General features: G+C 75.0%; 12 protein-coding genes. 3 read left to right on the top strand and 9 right to left on the bottom strand.

Annotated features, from left to right (window positions below; all coding sequences use genetic code 11):
- Positions 1–25 precede the first annotated feature (25 nt).
- Positions 26–1,462: an alkaline phosphatase PhoX gene (locus AB0398_RS19895; RefSeq protein WP_366376779.1), complete on the top strand. Its 1,437-nt coding sequence runs from the start codon at positions 26–28 to the stop codon at positions 1,460–1,462.
- A gap of 59 nt (positions 1,463–1,521) precedes the next feature.
- Here the strand turns inward: AB0398_RS19895 and AB0398_RS19900 are convergent, their stop codons facing one another.
- Both AB0398_RS19900 and AB0398_RS19905 read right to left on the bottom strand, forming a co-directional pair.
- Positions 1,522–2,736, bottom strand: a complete 1,215-nt coding sequence (locus AB0398_RS19900; protein WP_366376918.1) for a TerD family protein — start codon at positions 2,734–2,736, stop codon at positions 1,522–1,524.
- 45 nt (positions 2,737–2,781) lie between these two features.
- Complete coding sequence (locus tag AB0398_RS19905) at positions 2,782–3,021, bottom strand: hypothetical protein (protein WP_366376920.1); 240 nt, start codon at positions 3,019–3,021, stop codon at positions 2,782–2,784.
- A 55-nt stretch (positions 3,022–3,076) separates the two neighbouring features.
- Between AB0398_RS19905 and AB0398_RS19910 the strand changes: the two genes are divergently transcribed.
- Positions 3,077–4,129 (top strand): AraC family transcriptional regulator, encoded by a 1,053-nt coding sequence (locus AB0398_RS19910; protein ID WP_366376780.1) that lies wholly within the window; start codon positions 3,077–3,079, stop codon positions 4,127–4,129.
- Positions 4,130–4,504: 375 nt separating this feature from the next.
- Here AB0398_RS19910 and AB0398_RS19915 read toward each other — a convergent pair whose 3' ends face one another.
- The 6 genes from AB0398_RS19915 to AB0398_RS19940 all read right to left on the bottom strand — a co-directional run bounded on the left by AB0398_RS19915 (position 4,505) and on the right by AB0398_RS19940 (position 13,176).
- Positions 4,505–5,260, bottom strand: a complete 756-nt coding sequence (locus tag AB0398_RS19915; protein WP_366376781.1) for an SDR family oxidoreductase — start codon at positions 5,258–5,260, stop codon at positions 4,505–4,507.
- Between the two features lie 138 nt (positions 5,261–5,398).
- Positions 5,399–6,142: a hypothetical protein gene (locus AB0398_RS19920; protein WP_366376782.1), complete on the bottom strand. Its 744-nt coding sequence runs from the start codon at positions 6,140–6,142 to the stop codon at positions 5,399–5,401.
- A 34-nt stretch (positions 6,143–6,176) separates the two neighbouring features.
- Positions 6,177–9,002 (bottom strand): SpoIIE family protein phosphatase, encoded by a 2,826-nt coding sequence (locus AB0398_RS19925; protein ID WP_366376783.1) that lies wholly within the window; start codon positions 9,000–9,002, stop codon positions 6,177–6,179.
- A complete protein-coding gene (locus AB0398_RS19930) occupies positions 8,999–11,068 on the bottom strand; it encodes a SpoIIE family protein phosphatase (protein ID WP_366376784.1) in 2,070 nt (689 codons plus the stop codon). The genes AB0398_RS19925 and AB0398_RS19930 overlap by 4 nt, the downstream gene beginning before the upstream one ends.
- 64 nt (positions 11,069–11,132) lie before the next feature.
- A complete protein-coding gene (locus tag AB0398_RS19935; RefSeq protein WP_366376922.1) occupies positions 11,133–11,519 on the bottom strand; it encodes a hypothetical protein in 387 nt (128 codons plus the stop codon).
- A 208-nt stretch (positions 11,520–11,727) separates the two neighbouring features.
- Entirely contained in the window at positions 11,728–13,176 is a 1,449-nt protein-coding gene (locus AB0398_RS19940) for a penicillin-binding protein 2 (RefSeq protein ID WP_366376785.1), read from the bottom strand.
- Positions 13,177–13,343: 167 nt separating this feature from the next.
- Between AB0398_RS19940 and AB0398_RS19945 the strand changes: the two genes are divergently transcribed.
- Positions 13,344–14,441 (top strand): hypothetical protein, encoded by a 1,098-nt coding sequence (locus tag AB0398_RS19945; protein WP_366376786.1) that lies wholly within the window; start codon positions 13,344–13,346, stop codon positions 14,439–14,441.
- Positions 14,442–14,465: 24 nt separating this feature from the next.
- Here the strand turns inward: AB0398_RS19945 and AB0398_RS19950 are convergent, their stop codons facing one another.
- Positions 14,466–15,128: a response regulator transcription factor gene (locus AB0398_RS19950; protein ID WP_366376924.1), complete on the bottom strand. Its 663-nt coding sequence runs from the start codon at positions 15,126–15,128 to the stop codon at positions 14,466–14,468.
- Position 15,129 lies beyond the last annotated feature (1 nt).

A 15,129-nucleotide genomic window follows, 5' to 3' on the forward strand; every position in this document is an offset into this window, starting at 1 on the left:
GCCACCACAGGGAGACCCCGCCACCATGCCGCTCAACCGCAGAGAGTTCACCCAGCAGTCCGCCGTCGCCGGTGCGGGGCTCGCCCTCACCGGTGTCGTCGGAGCTCTCGCCACCGCCCCCGAGGCGCTCGCGTCCGACGAGCCGCAGGCGTACGGAGCCGGGCACGGTCATGGCCACGGCCACGGGCACGCGCTCGGGTACGGGCCGCTGGTCGCCGACCCGGAGGGGATGCTCGCCCTGCCCGCCGGGTTCTCCTACCGCGTCGTCACCCACAGCGGCGTGACCCGCCTGGAGTCCGGCGAGTTCACGCCCTCCAACCACGACGGCACCGCCGCCTTCGCGGGCCCGCGCGGCACCACGTACCTGGTCAACAACCACGAGCTCAAGGGCCCCCGCTCCAAATGGACCCACCCCGTCCCGCTCGCCGAGGGCCTCGTCTACGACCCGGCCGCGGCCGGCGGCTGCACCGTTGTCGAGGTGCACCGCGACGGCACGGTGGCCGAGTGGGTCGGCATCGCCGGCACCTCCACCAACTGCGCGGGCGGCCGCACCGACTGGGGCACCTGGCTGACCGGCGAGGAGAACGCCGACCTCGCCGGGGTCAACGGCATGACCAGGGACCACGGGTACATTTTCGAGGTCGACCCGCACGACCGCCGGGCCAACCGGAACCCGAAGCCGGTCAAGGCCTTCGGCCGCTACGAGCACGAGGCCGTCGTCGTCGACCCCCGGCAGGGCCACGCCTACCTCACCGAGGACGCGTCCGGCCCCAACGGGCTGCTCTTCCGCTGGGTGCCGCCGAAGGGCTTCCGGCACGGGCGCGGCAGGCTCCGCACCCTCGCCGACGACGCCGGTGTGCTCCAGGCCTTCAAGTGCGTCGACTCCGGCGGCCGTTTCGTCGACGACCTCTCCCGCGCCACCCGGATCGGCACCGTCTACGGCGTGGACTGGGTCGACGTCCCCGACCGCGACGGCCGCACCACCCCCGTCCGCAAGCAGTTCGCGGCCGGGCAGGTCACCCGCGCCCGCAAGCTGGAGGGCATGTGGTGGGCGGACGGCGGCGCCTACGTCGTCTCCTCCTACGCGCGCGACGAGAGCCCGGGTGCCGCGCACGACGGCCAGGTCTGGTTCTACGACCCCAAGCGCCGCACCCTCACCCTCAAGGTGCTGCTCGGCGTGAACGCGAACCCCGACGAGGACGGCGCCTACGACGGCCCCGACAACATCACCGTCTCCCCGTACGGCGGGCTCGTCATCGCCGAGGACGGCGAAGGGGTCCAGCACCTCTTCGGCGCCACCGACTCCGGCCGCACGTACCCGATCGCCCGCAACGACCTCAACGGCAGCGAGTTCACCGGCGTCGTCTTCTCGCCCGGCGGCGACACGCTGTTCGCCAACATCCAGGACCCCGGGATCATGGTCGCGATCACCGGCCCCTGGCGCCGCCAGCCCCGCCGCTGAGCGCCGACACAAAGGAGGGGGCTCCCGGGAGACGATCCCCGGGAGCCCCCTCCGGCCGTTCAGAGCGCCTGGGCGGCCGGCTTCACCATGCCCCGGACGGTCCGCGACTTCACGAACTCGCCCATCGCCGTCATCTCCCACTCGCCGGAGAACTGCCTGATCAGCTTGGCCATCATCACGCCGGTCTGCGGCTCGGCGGTGGTCAGGTCGAAGCGGACCAGCTCCTCGCCCGTCGCCGCGTCGAGCAGCCGGCAGTAGGCCTTGGCGACCTCGGTGAACTTCTGGCCGGAGAAGGAGTTGACCGTGAAGACGAGACCGGAGACCTCGGCGGGCAGCCGGCCCAGGTCGACGGTGATCACCTCGTCGTCGCCCGCGCCCTCGCCGGTGAGGTTGTCACCGGAGTGCTTGACCGAGCCGTTGAGGATGGCCAGCTTGCCGAAGTAGCAGCTGTCCAGGTGGTTGCGCTGGGGTCCGTACGCGATGACGGACGCGTCCAGGTCGATGTCCTTGCCCCGGTAGGCGGGCTCCCAGCCGAGGCCCATCTTGACCTGGGAGAGCAGCGGACGGCCGCCCTTGACCAGGGACACCGTCTGGTTCTTCTGGAGGCTGACCCGGCCCTTGTCGAGGTTGATCTTGCCGGCGCCGGGAGCGGGAGCGGCGGGGGCGGCCGGGGGAGCGGGCGGGGCCGGGGGCGCGACCCGGGGGTCCACCGGGGCGACGGGCGGGGCCGGGGGAGCCGGGGGCGCGGCCTGCGCGGCGGGGGCCGCGGGCGCGGCGGGTTCCTCGTCCACCGAGACGCCGAAGTCGGTCGCGATGCCGGCGAGCCCGTTCGCGTAGCCCTGGCCGACGGCGCGGGCCTTCCACGCGCCGTTGCGCAGATAGATCTCGACGACCACGAGCGCCGTCTCCGTGGCGAGCCGCGGCGGCGTGAAGGTGGCGAGCACGCCGCCGCCGTCCGCGTCGCGGATCGTCGCCGTGGGCTCGATGCCCTGGAAGGTCTGGCCCGCGGCGTCCGGGCTCGCCGTGACGACGATCCTCTCGACGCCGGCCGGCAGGGCGCCGGTGTCGACCAGGATCGCGTCGGGCGCGGTCCCGCCGCCGGAGCGGTAGGTGACACCGGGCCCGGCCGGCTGGTTGTAGAAGATGAAGTCGTCGTCCGAGCGCACCTTGCCGTTGGCGCCGAGCAGCAGGCCCGAGACGTCGAGCCGCACCGGGGCGGCGACGTCCACCGCCACGCGCGTGGTGGTGAGAGGGATGTTCGAGCCGGGGGTCATAGCGGTCATGCCAGGGCTAACGATCCGGGCCCCTTTGCCGTTCCCTTACCTTCGCCCGGTTCGGCCACCCTGATTACGCGGGTGGTTCGCGGCCTGCCGCTCGTTGCCGAAGCGGTACGAGCCCGTCCAGCGGGCCATGACGAGCTGGGCGTCGCCCGACTCCACCTCCGCCAGGAACTTCTCGGCGCGCCCGCCGCGCAGCACGCCCGCGGCGCGGCCCTGGTGGGTGAGGACGACGGAGCCGTCGCGCCGTTGCTCGTACGTGAATCCATGAGGTCGTGGCATGACGGGCATCCTGCCGTTCCCGGTCAGATCCGTCATATGAATATTCTTTCGACCCATGGGTGCTGTGGGGGCCGGGGGAGCGACGGCGGACGCGGTCGGGCCGGCGGGGCGGGGCGGAGACGCGGGGCGGGAGAGACCGGAGGGCGGGGGCTCGTTCCGTACGGGGGACGTGGACGAGGCGCGCGAGGAGCTCGACGCGCGGTACTACACGAGCCGCATGGAGCTCGTCGAACGCCGGTCGCGGCCCTTCGCGGCGCACTTCGACACCGTTGTCCTCGGACCGCTGGTCATCGGCGACCTGAGCTGCGGGGCCGACGTCCGGATGAGCTTCGGGGAGCTGGGCGCCTACCACCTGAACGCCCCGCTGACCGGCACGATGGAGCTGCGCCAGGGCGGCGGCCCGCCGCTCGTCGCGACGGCCGCCGGGGCGCTGCTGCTCGACCCGGCGGGGGACACCTTCCTGGACCGCTGGAGCGGCGACTGCCGGACCCTGGCCGTGAAGATCGGGGCGGCCGCGCTGCGCGAGCGCCTCGAAAAGCTGACGGGCCGGCCCCCGCGCGGCCCGCTCGTCTTCGCGCCGCACCTGGACATCACGCGCGGCCCCGGCCTGAGCTGGGTGCGCTTCGCCCGCCAGGTCGCGTACGGGGCGCTGGCCGGGGAGGGCCTCGCCCGGCACGAACTGGTGGCCGGGCCCCTCCAGGAGGCGCTGCTCAACGGGCTGCTCCTGGCCGCCGAACACCCCTGGCGCGAGGCGCTCGACCACCCGGGGGAGGTCCGGCGCCCGGCGCCGGTCAAACGGGCGATGGACGCGGTGCGCGAGCGCCCCGAGCACCCGTTCACCACGACCGAGCTCGCCGCCCTGGCCCGGGTGAGCGTGCGCCGCCTCCAGGAGTCCTTCCGGGAGTACGTGGGGATGTCCCCGATGGCGTACGTGCGGGAGGTCCGGCTCGACCGGGTCCGCGAGGAGCTGCGGGCGGCCGCGCCGGACGAGGTGAGCGTGAGCGAGGTGGCCTGGCGCTGGGGCTTCGGGCACCAGGGGCGGTTCGCGGCGCGCTACCGCGAGAAGTACGGCGAGTCCCCGTCCCGGACGCTGCGGTCGGGGCGCTGAGGGACGCGGTGCGGGGTGACCGCAGTGGGGGAGAGCGGTGACGGGGGCGGTGCGGGGTGACCGCGCCGGGGGAGCGCCGCCGGTCCCGGCGGCGGTATCGAGCCAAAGACGTCGTCCGGATCCTGCGGTCGGGACCGCCGTCCGCAGACGCCGGACGGGAGCGGGCCGCCGGGGGCGCGCGCTCCCGGCGGGCCGTGCTCCCGCTGCTCCGATCCGTCGCGCATTCCGGACAGGCTCCGCGTTCCGCGGCTCGCGACGATCTTCGGCCGGGCCTACGGTGAGCGGGTCCGGTCCGCCCACGCGGACGGTCACCCGGACCCGGCCGGCTCCCCCGTATCAGTCCGGCCGGGTCCTGCGTACCCCCGTGCCCCCGGGTCAGACCAGGCCGCCGTCGGCCCTCAGCAGCTGCCCGTTGATCCACTGGCCCTCGGGCGAGCAGAGGAAGTCCACCAGGTGCGCCGCGTCCCTCGGGGTCCCGAGGCGGCCGAGCGGGGTCTTCCGGAGGACCTCCTCCCGCAGCTCCTCCGACATCCAGCCGGTGTCCACGGGGCCGGGATCGACGGCGTTCGCCGTGACCCCGAGGTGCGCGAGCTCGTGGGCGGCCGCCAGGGTGATGCGGTCCAGGGCGCCCTTGCTCGCCCCGTACGGGAGGTTCCCCACGGTGTGGTCGCTGGTCAGGGCGACGACGCGGCCGGTGCCGTGGGGTCCGGTGAAGCGCCGGCCGTACTCCCGGACCAGCAGCCAGGACGCGCGCGCGTTGACCGCGAAGTGGCGGTCGAAACTCTCCACCGTGGTGTCGAGGAGGCCGGAGTCGACCGACTCGCAGTGGCACAGGACGAGGGCCGTGACCGGGCGGCCGAGGCGCCGTTCGGCCGCGTCGAAGACGAGCGCGGGGGCCCCGGGATCGGCGAGGTCGGCCTCGACGGCCTCGGCGGTCGCGCCCCGGTCGGCGAGGTCGCGGAGGATCGCCGCGGTCGCGCCCCGCTCGACGCCCCATTCCATGCGCAGGTCGTAGGGGGTCCAGTGGGTGAGGACGAGGTCCCAGCCCGAGTCCGCGAGGCGCCGGGCGACGGCCGCGCCGATGCCGACGGTGCGGCCGACCCCGGTCACGAGGGCGAGGGGACGGGTCATGCGGCGGCTCTCCTTCGGTCGGTGCCGGGTGCCGGGTGCCGGGTGCCGGGCACGGAGCGGTTCCCGCGCCGGGAGGGCCGCTCCCGCACGCCGTCCCCGCGAGACCTTCGACACGCCAGGGAGCCGCCTGACGGAGCGTCAAGGGAGTGTGTGGGAGCGCTCCTCCGCCGGGGCGCCGGGCCGGCCGGCTTCCCGGCGCTCCTCCCGGCGGCGGCGCCACGCCAGGGCGAAGCCGGTGCCGGCGGCAAGGGCGGGGAGGGCGGCGAGGGCCGTCAGGGAGGACAGCCAGCCGGGGGTGAGGAACGCCGTCTTGCCGCTCCTGTACTGGCAGGTCGCCTGCGGCGGGAAGAAGGAGTACTCCAGCGTCCTGGGCGGCAGGCTCCCCCAGCCCCCGCCCGCCGAGCAGGCCGACGACGGACCGGCGAGCAGCTCCCAGCCGGCCAGCGCGTACAGCAGGAGGAAGAGGGAGCCGGTCACGAGGAAGGCGACCCCCGTGCGGCCCACCCGCTCGGCCCGGGTCCTCGGCTCCACCAGCGGGCCGCCGGGGCGCGGCTCGAACCAGTCCGCCACCAGCGCCGCGAACATGCAGACGACCAGGACCGTCAGGGCGGCCCAGAGGAGCGCCTCCGGGAGCCACGAACCTCCGAGGGAGGACACCTCGCCCCGCTCGAACTCGCAGACGGTGGCCGGGGGGAACGCCTGGTACCGGGTCCGCAGCAGCCGGCCGGGCCCCTGGACCATCCCGTGGGCGCACCGCTCGTCGTACTCCAGCATGGCGAACAGGGCGAGCGCCGAGCCCACCAGCACCGCGCCGAGCGAGATCCCCACCGCGACCCACAGGCCACCCGTCCGATAAGCGCCGTACGCACGCGTGTCTGGCATCCGCGCACCCTAGCGAACTCCCGGACCCCGGGCCTCACCAGGCCAGGTCCTCCAGCGCGTCCAGGTCCGGCACCGCCGCCTCCGCCGGCTCGGGGCCGCCCGCGCGCAGCTCGGCCCAGATCGTCTTGCCGCGCCGCCCGTACCGCGTGCCCCAGCGCTCCGCGTACTGCGCGACCAGGTAGAGCCCGCGCCCGCCCTCGTCCGTCGCCGCCGCGTGCCGCAGGTGCGGAGAGGTGCTGCTGCCGTCCGAGACCTCGCAGATCAGCGTCCGGTCGTGGAGCAGCCGCACGCGCACCGGATCCGCGCCGTACCGCACCGCGTTCGTGATCAGCTCGCTGAGGATCAGCTCCGCCGAGAACGCGAGCCCGTCGAGCCCCCACTCCGACAGCTTCGCCGCCGCCGCGTTCCGCACCGGCGACACCGCCGACGGGTCCCGCGCCACCTCCCACTCGGCGATCCGCTCCCGGTCGAGCAGCCGGGTCCGCGCGACCAGCAGCGCGATGTCGTCGCGCGGGGAGGGCGGGAGGAGCGCCGTCAGGACGTCCGCGCAGGTCTGCTCCGGAGTCCGGTCCGGGCGGGTGAGCGTGGACCGCAGCAGCCCGAGCCCCGTGTCGAAGTCCCGCCCGTGGTCCTCCAGGAGGCCGTCGGTGAAGAGCACCAGCTTGCTCCCCTCCGGCAGCCGCAGCTCCGTCGACGCGAACGGCGCCTCGCCCAGACCGAGCCCGAGCGGCAGCCCCGGTGACAGCTCGGGGAACTCCACCCGCCCGTCGGGGGCCACCAGGGCGGGCCCCGGGTGGCCCGCGCTCGCCACCGTGCACAGCCCGGACGCCGGATCGTAGATCGCGTACAGGCAGGTCGCGCCGGTGATCCCCTCGTCGCGCCGCCGCCCCTCCCCGTCCACCCCCTCCGGCTCCCGGGAGTCGATCCGGCCCGTCAGCTCGTCGAGGTGGCCCAGGAGCTCGTCCGGCGGCACGTCCAGGGTCGAGAAGTTGTGCACCGCCGTCCGCAGCCGCCCCATGGCCGCCGCCGCGTGCAGCCCGTGCCCCACCACGTCCCCCACCACGAGCGCCACCCGCGCCCCCGGCAGCGGGATCACGTCGAACCAGTCGCCGCCCACCCCGGCCTTCGCCGGGAGGTAGCGGTGGGCGACCTCCACCGCGCTCTGCTCCGGCAGCACCCGGGGCAGCAGGCTCCGCTGGAGCGACACCGCCATCGCGTGCTCCCGGGTGAACCGGCGCGCGTTGTCGATCGCGACCGCCGCCCGCGCCGCCAGCTCCTCCGCGAACGACAGGTCCTCCTCCCCGAACGGCTCCTGGGTGTCCGCCCGCCAGAAGTTCGCCATCCCGAGGACCACCCCGCGGGCCAGCAGCGGCACCGTGAGCAGCGAGTGCATCCCGTACGCGAGGGCCTGCGCCGCCCCCTCCGGATCCTGCGCCCGCCAGCCCTCCGCCGCCGCCAGCTCCGGCTGCACCACCGCGTGCCCCGAGGCCAGCGCCATGGCCATCGGGGTGCTGGGCACGTCGAAGCGGACGGTGTCCCCGACCGGCTGGAGCGGCCCGCCCGGCCGCGCCCCGCTCAGCGCCGTCCGCCGCATCTCCGCCGCTGCCGCCGTCGCCGTCGCCGTCGCCGTCTCCACGATCTCGGACGGCTCCTCCCCGCGCAGCACCGGCTCCAGGAGCTCCACCGTGGCGAAGTCCGCGAACCGCGGCACCGCCACCTCCGCCAGCTCCTCCGCCGTCCGCACAACCTCCAGGGTCGTCCCGATCCGCACCCCCGCCTCGTACAGCAGCTGGAGCCGGCCCCGGGCCACCGCCGCCCGGCCGGACAGCGCCGCCAGCTCGGTGGTGTCCCGCATCGTCATCACGCAGCCGGACTCGGAGCCGTGCGGCAGCGTGGGCCGCACGCTCACCGCGAGCAGCCGGTCGCCCGCCCGGTGCACCTCGTCGGTCGCCGCCTCCCCCGACTCCAGGAGCTCGACCGTGCGCGGGTCGAGGCCCAGCTCCGAGACGTGCCGCTGCTCGGCCTCCGGCCCGAGGCCGAGCAGCCGGCGCGCCTCGTCGTTGGCCAGCAGCAGCCGGTGGTCGGAGTCGATGATCAGGACGCCCTCCCGGACGGCGTGCAGCACCGCCTCATGGTGCTCCTTCATCCGGGTCATCTCGGCCGGTCCCAGGCCGTGCGTCTGCCGCCGCAGCCGCCGGCTCACCAGGGCCGCCCCGCCCACCGCCACCAGGAGCGCGCCGCCCGCCGCCCCGGCGAGCAGCGGCAGCCGGTCCCGGAAGGCGTCCGCGATGTTCTCCACCTCGATGCCGCTGGTCACCAGGCCGACGATCTTGCCCCGGTCGTTCACCACGGGGACCACGGCCCGCACCGCGTCGTTCGGCGCGCCCTGGAAGATCTCCGTGTACGACTCGCCGTCCACCGTCGCCCGCGTGAGGTCGCCGACCGCCCTGCGGCCGATCAGGTCCGGCTGCGAGTCGGTGTACCGCATCCCGTCGGGGCCCAGGATCGCGATGAAGTCGAGCCGCGTGGCCCGCCGGATCGCCTCCGCCTCGTCCTGGAGCCGCGCCGTCGGATCGGGCGAGGCCAGCGCCTCGTCGATGCCCGGGGCGTTCGCGAGCGCCTCCGCGACCGCGAGCGAGCGGGCCCGGGCGTCCCGCTCGGTGTCCCGCCGCTCCTGGTAGAACGTGACGAACGCCGCCGCCACGATCACCAGGAGCGCGATCAGCGCCTCCAGGGCGAAGACCTGCCCGGCGACGCTCCGTAGACCGGTCTCGCGCCGCCTGCCCCGCTCCCGCCGGGTCCGCTTCCGCCCCCGGCCGGTGGCGGGCCCCGGGCCGTCCCGCCGCCTCCGCGCGGTCATCCCGTGCTCCGGGCGATCAGGAGCGCCACGTCGTCCGGCGCGCCCGGCCGGCGCAGCGCCCGCAGCAGCAGGTCGCAGGTTTCCTCCAGGGGCCCGCGCGCCTCGTCCAGCAGGCCCACGAGCAGCGCGAGCCGCTCGTCGATCGCCTCGTCGCGTGTCTCGATCAGACCGTCCGTGTAGAGCACCAGGCGGTCACCGGGCCGGAACGGCACCCGGGCCGTCCGGAAGGTGCCGCCGCCCACCCCCAGCGGCACCCCGGGCGAGAGCCGCACCAGCTCGGCCGGACCGTCCACCGGGACCCGCACGGGCGGCAGGTGGCCCGCGTTCGCGATCCGGCACCGCTGCCTGACCGGGTCGTGCACGGCGAAGAGACAGGTCGCGATGTAGTGCTCCAGGCCCTCCGTGATCCGGTCCAGGTGCCGCAGGACCTGCGTCGGGGACAGGTCGAGGTCCGCGAACGCGCAGGTCGCCGTCCGCAGCCGGCCCATCGTCGCCGCCGCGTCGATACCGCTGCCCATCACGTCCCCGACGACCAGCGCCGTCTTGTCGTCGGGCAGCGGGATCACGTCGTACCAGTCCCCGCCGACCTCGCTCGACGCCTGCGCCGGCTGGTAGCGGGCCGCGACCTCCAGGCCCGCCCGCGCCGGCGGCGCCCCCGGCAGCAGACTGCGCTGGAGCGTCACCGCCGAGTTCCGCACGCTCTGGTACCAGCGCGCGTTGTCGATGCTCACCGCCGCCCGGGCCGCCAGCTCCGTCGCGAGCAGCACGTCGTCCGCGTCGAACGGCAGCGCGTTGCGGTCCCGCTTCATGTCGAGCGCGCCGAGCACCTCGCCGCGCGCGATCAGCGGTACCGCCAGGTACGAGTGGACCCCGGCCCTGGCCAGCATCTCCGCCGCCTCCGGGCTCCGCGCGATCCGCGACAGGTCACCGGGGCCGACCCGCTCCACCAGGACCGGCAGCCCCGTGTGCACGCACCGGGTGACCAGCCGGTCCGCCCCGTACATCGCGACCGACCCCGGCGGGTCGGCGGCCGGCAGCGCCTCCGTCGGCCCCGCCGCCTTCACCGCGAGCGCGCGGAACAGCGCCGGGCCCCCCTCGTCCGGAGCGCCCGGCCTGCGCAGCGACAGGACGGAGTCCAGGACGTCGACGGCGGCGATGTCCGCCAGTTCCGGCACCACGACCGAGGCCAGCTCGTCGGCGGTCCGCTCCACCTCCAGGGTGGTGCCGACCCGGGCCGAGGCGTCCGCGATGAGCGCGAGCCGCCGCCGGGACCGGTCCGCCTCCGCGTCCGCCCGGTGCCGCTCGGTCACGTCGATCACCGACGCCGCCACGCCCAGGACCCGCCCCTCGCCCCCCTCCAGGCGGTAGAAGGACACCGACCAGACGTGGTCGCGGTCCGGGTCGGCGGGGGTCCGGCCCACCGTGGAGTGGTCGAGCAGCGGCTCGCCCGACGCCAGGACCGTCCGCAGCACCTCCTCCACCCCCGGCGCGTCGATCCCCGGCAGCATGTCGGAGATCCGCCGCCCGGTGTGCAGCGCGGCCGGGATGCCGTTGATCCGCTCCAGGGCCGGGTTCACCAGGACGAAGCGCAGCGCGGTGTCGAAGACGGCGAGGCCGATCGGGGACTGGGAGACCAGCCGGTCGGAGAGGGCCAGCTCGGCCTCGACCCGCTCGACGACGGAGCGGTCGGCGGCGATGCCCAGGGCGTAGAGCCCGCCCAGGTCGTCGGTGAGCCGCATGTTGCGGAACTCCACCTGCCGGGTGGAGCCGTCCTTGTGCCGTACGGGGAAGGTGCCCGACCAGGTCGTGCCGGCGGCGAGCACCTCGCCGAAGAGGCGGACCGCCTCCTCCCGGTGGTCCTCGCCGACGATCAGCCGGGCCACGTACCGGCCGAGGGCCTCCTCGGCGCGGAAGCCGAAGAGGCTCTCCGCCTGCGGGCTCCACAGCACGATGCGGCCGCGCGCGTCCACCACGATGGCCGCGACCCCGAGCACGTCGAGCAGCCCCTTGCCGTCCAGGGGCACCCCGACCCGCCCCGCCGTCCCAGGGAAGGAACCGGCCGTCACCCTGCCTCCTCCCGCCGCGCCCGCGCTTCCCCTCCATGCTCCCCGCCCGGAGGCCGCGCCGCACCTAGGAAGCGTCCGCGTTCCCCCGCTTCTCGTACCGCAGCGCCGCCCCGGTCACGAGCGCGCCGAGCCCCTCCCACAGGCCCACGCCCAGGAAGCCGGCCGGAGCGCGGCCGGTGACGACGGCGAGGGTGAAGACCGCGCAGGTGAGGAGGCGGAAGGGGACCGTCCAGCGGAAGAACGCCTTCCAGTCGGCGAGCGAGGCCAGGACGTAGTAGACGCCCATGTTGAGCGCGGCCATCGAGGAGGCCGTCAGGAACACCAGGGTGTGGTCGCCGTCCGCGCGCCCGCCGTCGGGCACCGGTTCGAAGCCCATGACCGTGAGCAGGGCGTCCGGGGCGACCAGGCCCACCACGCCGAGCGCGGCGGCGAGCACGCCGAAGACCGCCATGGTCCAGCCGGACAGGGAACGGGGCAGACGCACGGCGGTCCTCCGCGAGGTGGGAGCAGGGGGTACGGATCGAATGTGTGCTCGGATGTGAGCGCGCCCCTGCATATCGCGTGACGGGGCCCGACGGCCAATCGGGCTCAACCCTGCGTCACTTCGGCGCCGTCACGCCGCCACCGTCCCCGCCGTCACGTCACCGGCCCCGCCCCCCTTACTTCAGCGCCGCCGCCATCATCTTCTGCGCCACCGGCGCCGCCAGACCGTTGCCGCTGACCTCGGAACGGGCCGCGCCCGAGTCCTCGATCATCACCGCGACGGCGACCTGCTTCCCGGTCGAGGGGTCCTTCGCGTACGAGGTGAACCAGGCGTACGGCGTCTTGCTGTTGTTCTCGCCGTGCTGCGCGGTGCCCGTCTTGCCGCCGACCTCCGCCCCGGCGACCGCCGCGTTCGTGCCGGTGCCCTCCTGCACCACGGTCACCATCGCGCTCCGCAGCTGCTCAGCCGTCGCGGAGGAGACGATCCGCCGGGTGTCGCCGTCCTCGAACGAGGTCAGCGCGTCGCCGTCGGAGTCGACGACCTCCGACACCATGTGCGGGGCCGCGAGGAGGCCGTCGTTGGCGATCGCCGCCGACACCATGGCCATCTGGAGCGGGGTGGCCGTCACGTCGAACTGGCCGATGCCGCTGAGCGCCGTCTGCGCCGGGTCCATCTTCGACGGGTACGCGCTCGCGTACGCCCGGACCGGCACGTCGAGCCCGGCGTCGTTGAAGCCGAACCTCTCCGCCATCGCCCGCACCTTGTCCTGCCCCAGGTCGGCGGCCATCTTGCCGAAGACGTTGTTGCAGGAGTACCGCAGCGCGGTGCGGATCGTCGCGTCCTCGCAGGGCGCCGAGGCGTTCTCGTTCCGCAGCACGGTCCGGGTGTGCGGCAGCGTGTACGGGGCGGGGCTCTCCGTCGCCGTGTCCACCGAGCGGTAGAGACCGTTCTCCAGGGCCGCCGCCGCGACGACCAGCTTGAAGGTGGAGCCCGGCGGCAGCGGCTGCCGCAGCGCCCGGTTGACCAGTGGCTTGTCCGCGTCGCCGGTCAGCTCCTGCCAGGCCGCGCCGCCGTCCGTCCCGGAGATCCTCGACGGGTCGTAGGACGGCGTGGAGGCCAGGGCGAGGATCCGGCCGCTCACCGGGTCGAGGGCGACGGCCGCGCCCTTCTTGTTCCCGAGCGCCCGGTAGGCGGCCTTCTGCACGGCGGGGTCGATCGTGGTGAGGACCGTGCCCGGCTCCTGCTGCTCGCGGGTCACCGCGTCCAGCGGGTTCTTCAGCCGGTCGTCGGTGCCGTCGAGGACGTCGGCGTAGATGCCCTCCAGCTGGGTGGCGCCGTACGCCTGCGAGCTGTAGCCGGTGACGGCCGCGTACAGCTCGCCGTCCGTGTAGGTCCGCCGGTACTCCAGGTCCGACCCCTCCGTCCTCTTCGAGCCGGTGACCGGGGAGCCGGCCACGACGATGTTCCCGAGCGGCTGCGCGTACTGCGCGATCGTCTTCCGCCGGTTCTTCTGGTCGTCCGCGAGCGCCTCGGCCTCGTACGCCTGCATCCACGTGGCCCGGCCCAGGAGGGCGAGCACGAGGAGCAGCACGAAGACCGAGGTGTGCCTGATCGTCTTGTTCATCGCACTTGTCGGGACGAACGGAGCGGCGGCGGACGTTCCGGTTGCGTCCCATTTCTCAGCGAACCTTCATGTCCGGATCCGTTCGGTCGGCTGTGCGATCATGCGGAGGCCTCTGGGGAGGGGCCACGAGCGCGTGGAGAACCACGGGGAACGGGGAGGGGCCGGACGTGGGCGAGGGACGAGACGGTTCGCCGGTGCCGGACGAGGTGTGGGAGGAGTTCCTCCGGACCTCGGCCGACGGGAAGGGCGACGTGCCGAAGGAGCCGTCCGCGCGGGCCCGCGAGGTCGCGGCCCGGCTGCGGTCGGAGCCCGCGGAGCCGACGCCGTGGCGCGCGCCCACGTCCCCGCCCGTACGGACCGGGCGCCGCAAGGGCTGGTACGTGGCGGGCTTCGCGGCCGCCCTCGCGCTGCTGTTCGTGGCGGTGGACCCGGGCGGCCTCATCGGCTGGTCCGGCGACGGGGAGCGGGCCGGCGCGCCCCTCGCGCAGGAGACGGAGCGGCCGACGGAGGCCCCTCCCGCCGAGGGGGACGGGCGGGCCACGCTCGCCGACCCCTTCCGGGGCTCCCCGGCGGCGCGCTGGGCGAGCGGCACGGCCGGCATCACCGTGCCCGCCGCCGGGGCCACCGGCCGGACGACGAAGGCGGAGGTGGCCCGGGCCCTCACGCGCACGCGTGACTTCCTCGCCGCGTCCAGCCTGGACCCGGCGGTGCTGAGGGGCGCCCGCCCGGAGAAGGCCCTCGCCCTGATGAACCCGCACCAGAAGGACGTCACGGACTTCGTGACGACCGCGCTGAGCACTCCCGGCGAGGGCCACGACCCGCTGATGCTCTTCAGCCGCTTCGACCCGGCGCAGGCCCGCCTCGTCGGGGACGAGGTCAGGACCCGGGGCCGGCTCTCCTACCGGGAGGGGAAGCTCGGGGCCCTTGAGGTCACCGCCGACGTCACGTACGTCTACCCGGTCGCCCCGGCCGGCGGCGGCGACGAGGTCGTGCGCGTGATCGTGCGGCGGGAGACCGTGGTGAGCTGGGACGACCCGGCGAAGGTGGTCACCAAGGAGGGGACCCTCACCCTCCTGTCGTACAAGCTCGACATGACCAACGGCGGCTGCGGCGAGCCCACCGGCCACTTCCGGCCGGAGTTCGGCGGGGGAGCGGTGGACACCGACCCGGACGGCCGGACGGTCGACCCCTACGACCGCACGGCACCGCTGGGCGGGAACGAGGGCGGGAGCGGGAACGGCTGCGCGACGGCCACCCGGTCGTAACGGCGGATCCCCGTGGGGCCGGGCTCACCCCGTCCCCGCGAACCCCGACTCGTACGCCAGGATCACCGCCTGGGTGCGGTCCCGGGCGCCCAGCTTCGCCAGGACCGCCGCCACGTGCGTCTTGACCGTGGCCGGGCCGACACCCATCCGGGCGGCGATCTCCGCGTTCGTCAGGCCCGTCGCCACCAGCCGCAGCACCTCCGCCTCCCGCTCGGTGAGCCGCGCCGCCCAGGGCGGGGCCGCCGACGGCACGCGGCGGGCGTGCTCGGCGGCCAGACCGCGCACCGCCGCCGGATAGAGCAGCGAGTCGCTCCGCGCGACCAGCCGGACCGCGCTCACCAGCTCCTCCGCCGCCGCCCGCTTCAGGAGGAAGCCGGCCGCGCCCGCGCGCAGCGCGTCGTACACGTAGGAGTCGTTCTCGAAGGTGGTCACCACCACGATCCGGGGCGGCTCCGCCATCCCCGCGAGGATCCGCTCGGTGGCCCGGATGCCGTCGACCTCCGGCATCCGCACGTCCATGAGGACCACGTCGGGGCGCGCCGCCCGCGCCACGGACACGGCCTCGGCGCCGGTGGCGGCCTCCCCGACGACCTCCAGGCCGGGCTCCGCGTCCAGGATGACCCGCAGGGCCGTCCGCACCATCCGCTCGTCGTCGGCGAGAACGATCCGCACGGCCCGTCCCTCCACC

Origin of the sequence: Streptomyces sp. NPDC086147, assembly GCF_040702165.1 — a bacterium.
In the GTDB taxonomy this organism is placed as follows: Bacteria; Actinomycetota; Actinomycetes; order Streptomycetales; family Streptomycetaceae; genus Streptomyces.

Excerpts from the sequence above, each read along its gene's own strand:
- AB0398_RS19935 (WP_366376922.1), bottom strand. The coding sequence starts at position 11,519 with ATGGCGGTCTTCGGCGTGCTCGCCGCCGCGCTCGGCGTGGTGGGCCTG.
- AB0398_RS19940 (WP_366376785.1), bottom strand. The coding sequence starts at position 13,176 with ATGAACAAGACGATCAGGCACACCTCGGTCTTCGTGCTGCTCCTCGTG.
- AB0398_RS19900 (WP_366376918.1), bottom strand. The coding sequence starts at position 2,736 with ATGACCCCCGGCTCGAACATCCCTCTCACCACCACGCGCGTGGCGGTG.
- AB0398_RS19920 (WP_366376782.1), bottom strand. The coding sequence starts at position 6,142 with ATGCCAGACACGCGTGCGTACGGCGCTTATCGGACGGGTGGCCTGTGG.
- AB0398_RS19895 (WP_366376779.1), top strand. The coding sequence starts at position 26 with ATGCCGCTCAACCGCAGAGAGTTCACCCAGCAGTCCGCCGTCGCCGGT.
- AB0398_RS19915 (WP_366376781.1), bottom strand. The coding sequence starts at position 5,260 with ATGACCCGTCCCCTCGCCCTCGTGACCGGGGTCGGCCGCACCGTCGGC.
- AB0398_RS19925 (WP_366376783.1), bottom strand. The coding sequence starts at position 9,002 with ATGACCGCGCGGAGGCGGCGGGACGGCCCGGGGCCCGCCACCGGCCGG.
- AB0398_RS19905 (WP_366376920.1), bottom strand. The coding sequence starts at position 3,021 with ATGCCACGACCTCATGGATTCACGTACGAGCAACGGCGCGACGGCTCC.
- AB0398_RS19910 (WP_366376780.1), top strand. The coding sequence starts at position 3,077 with ATGGGTGCTGTGGGGGCCGGGGGAGCGACGGCGGACGCGGTCGGGCCG.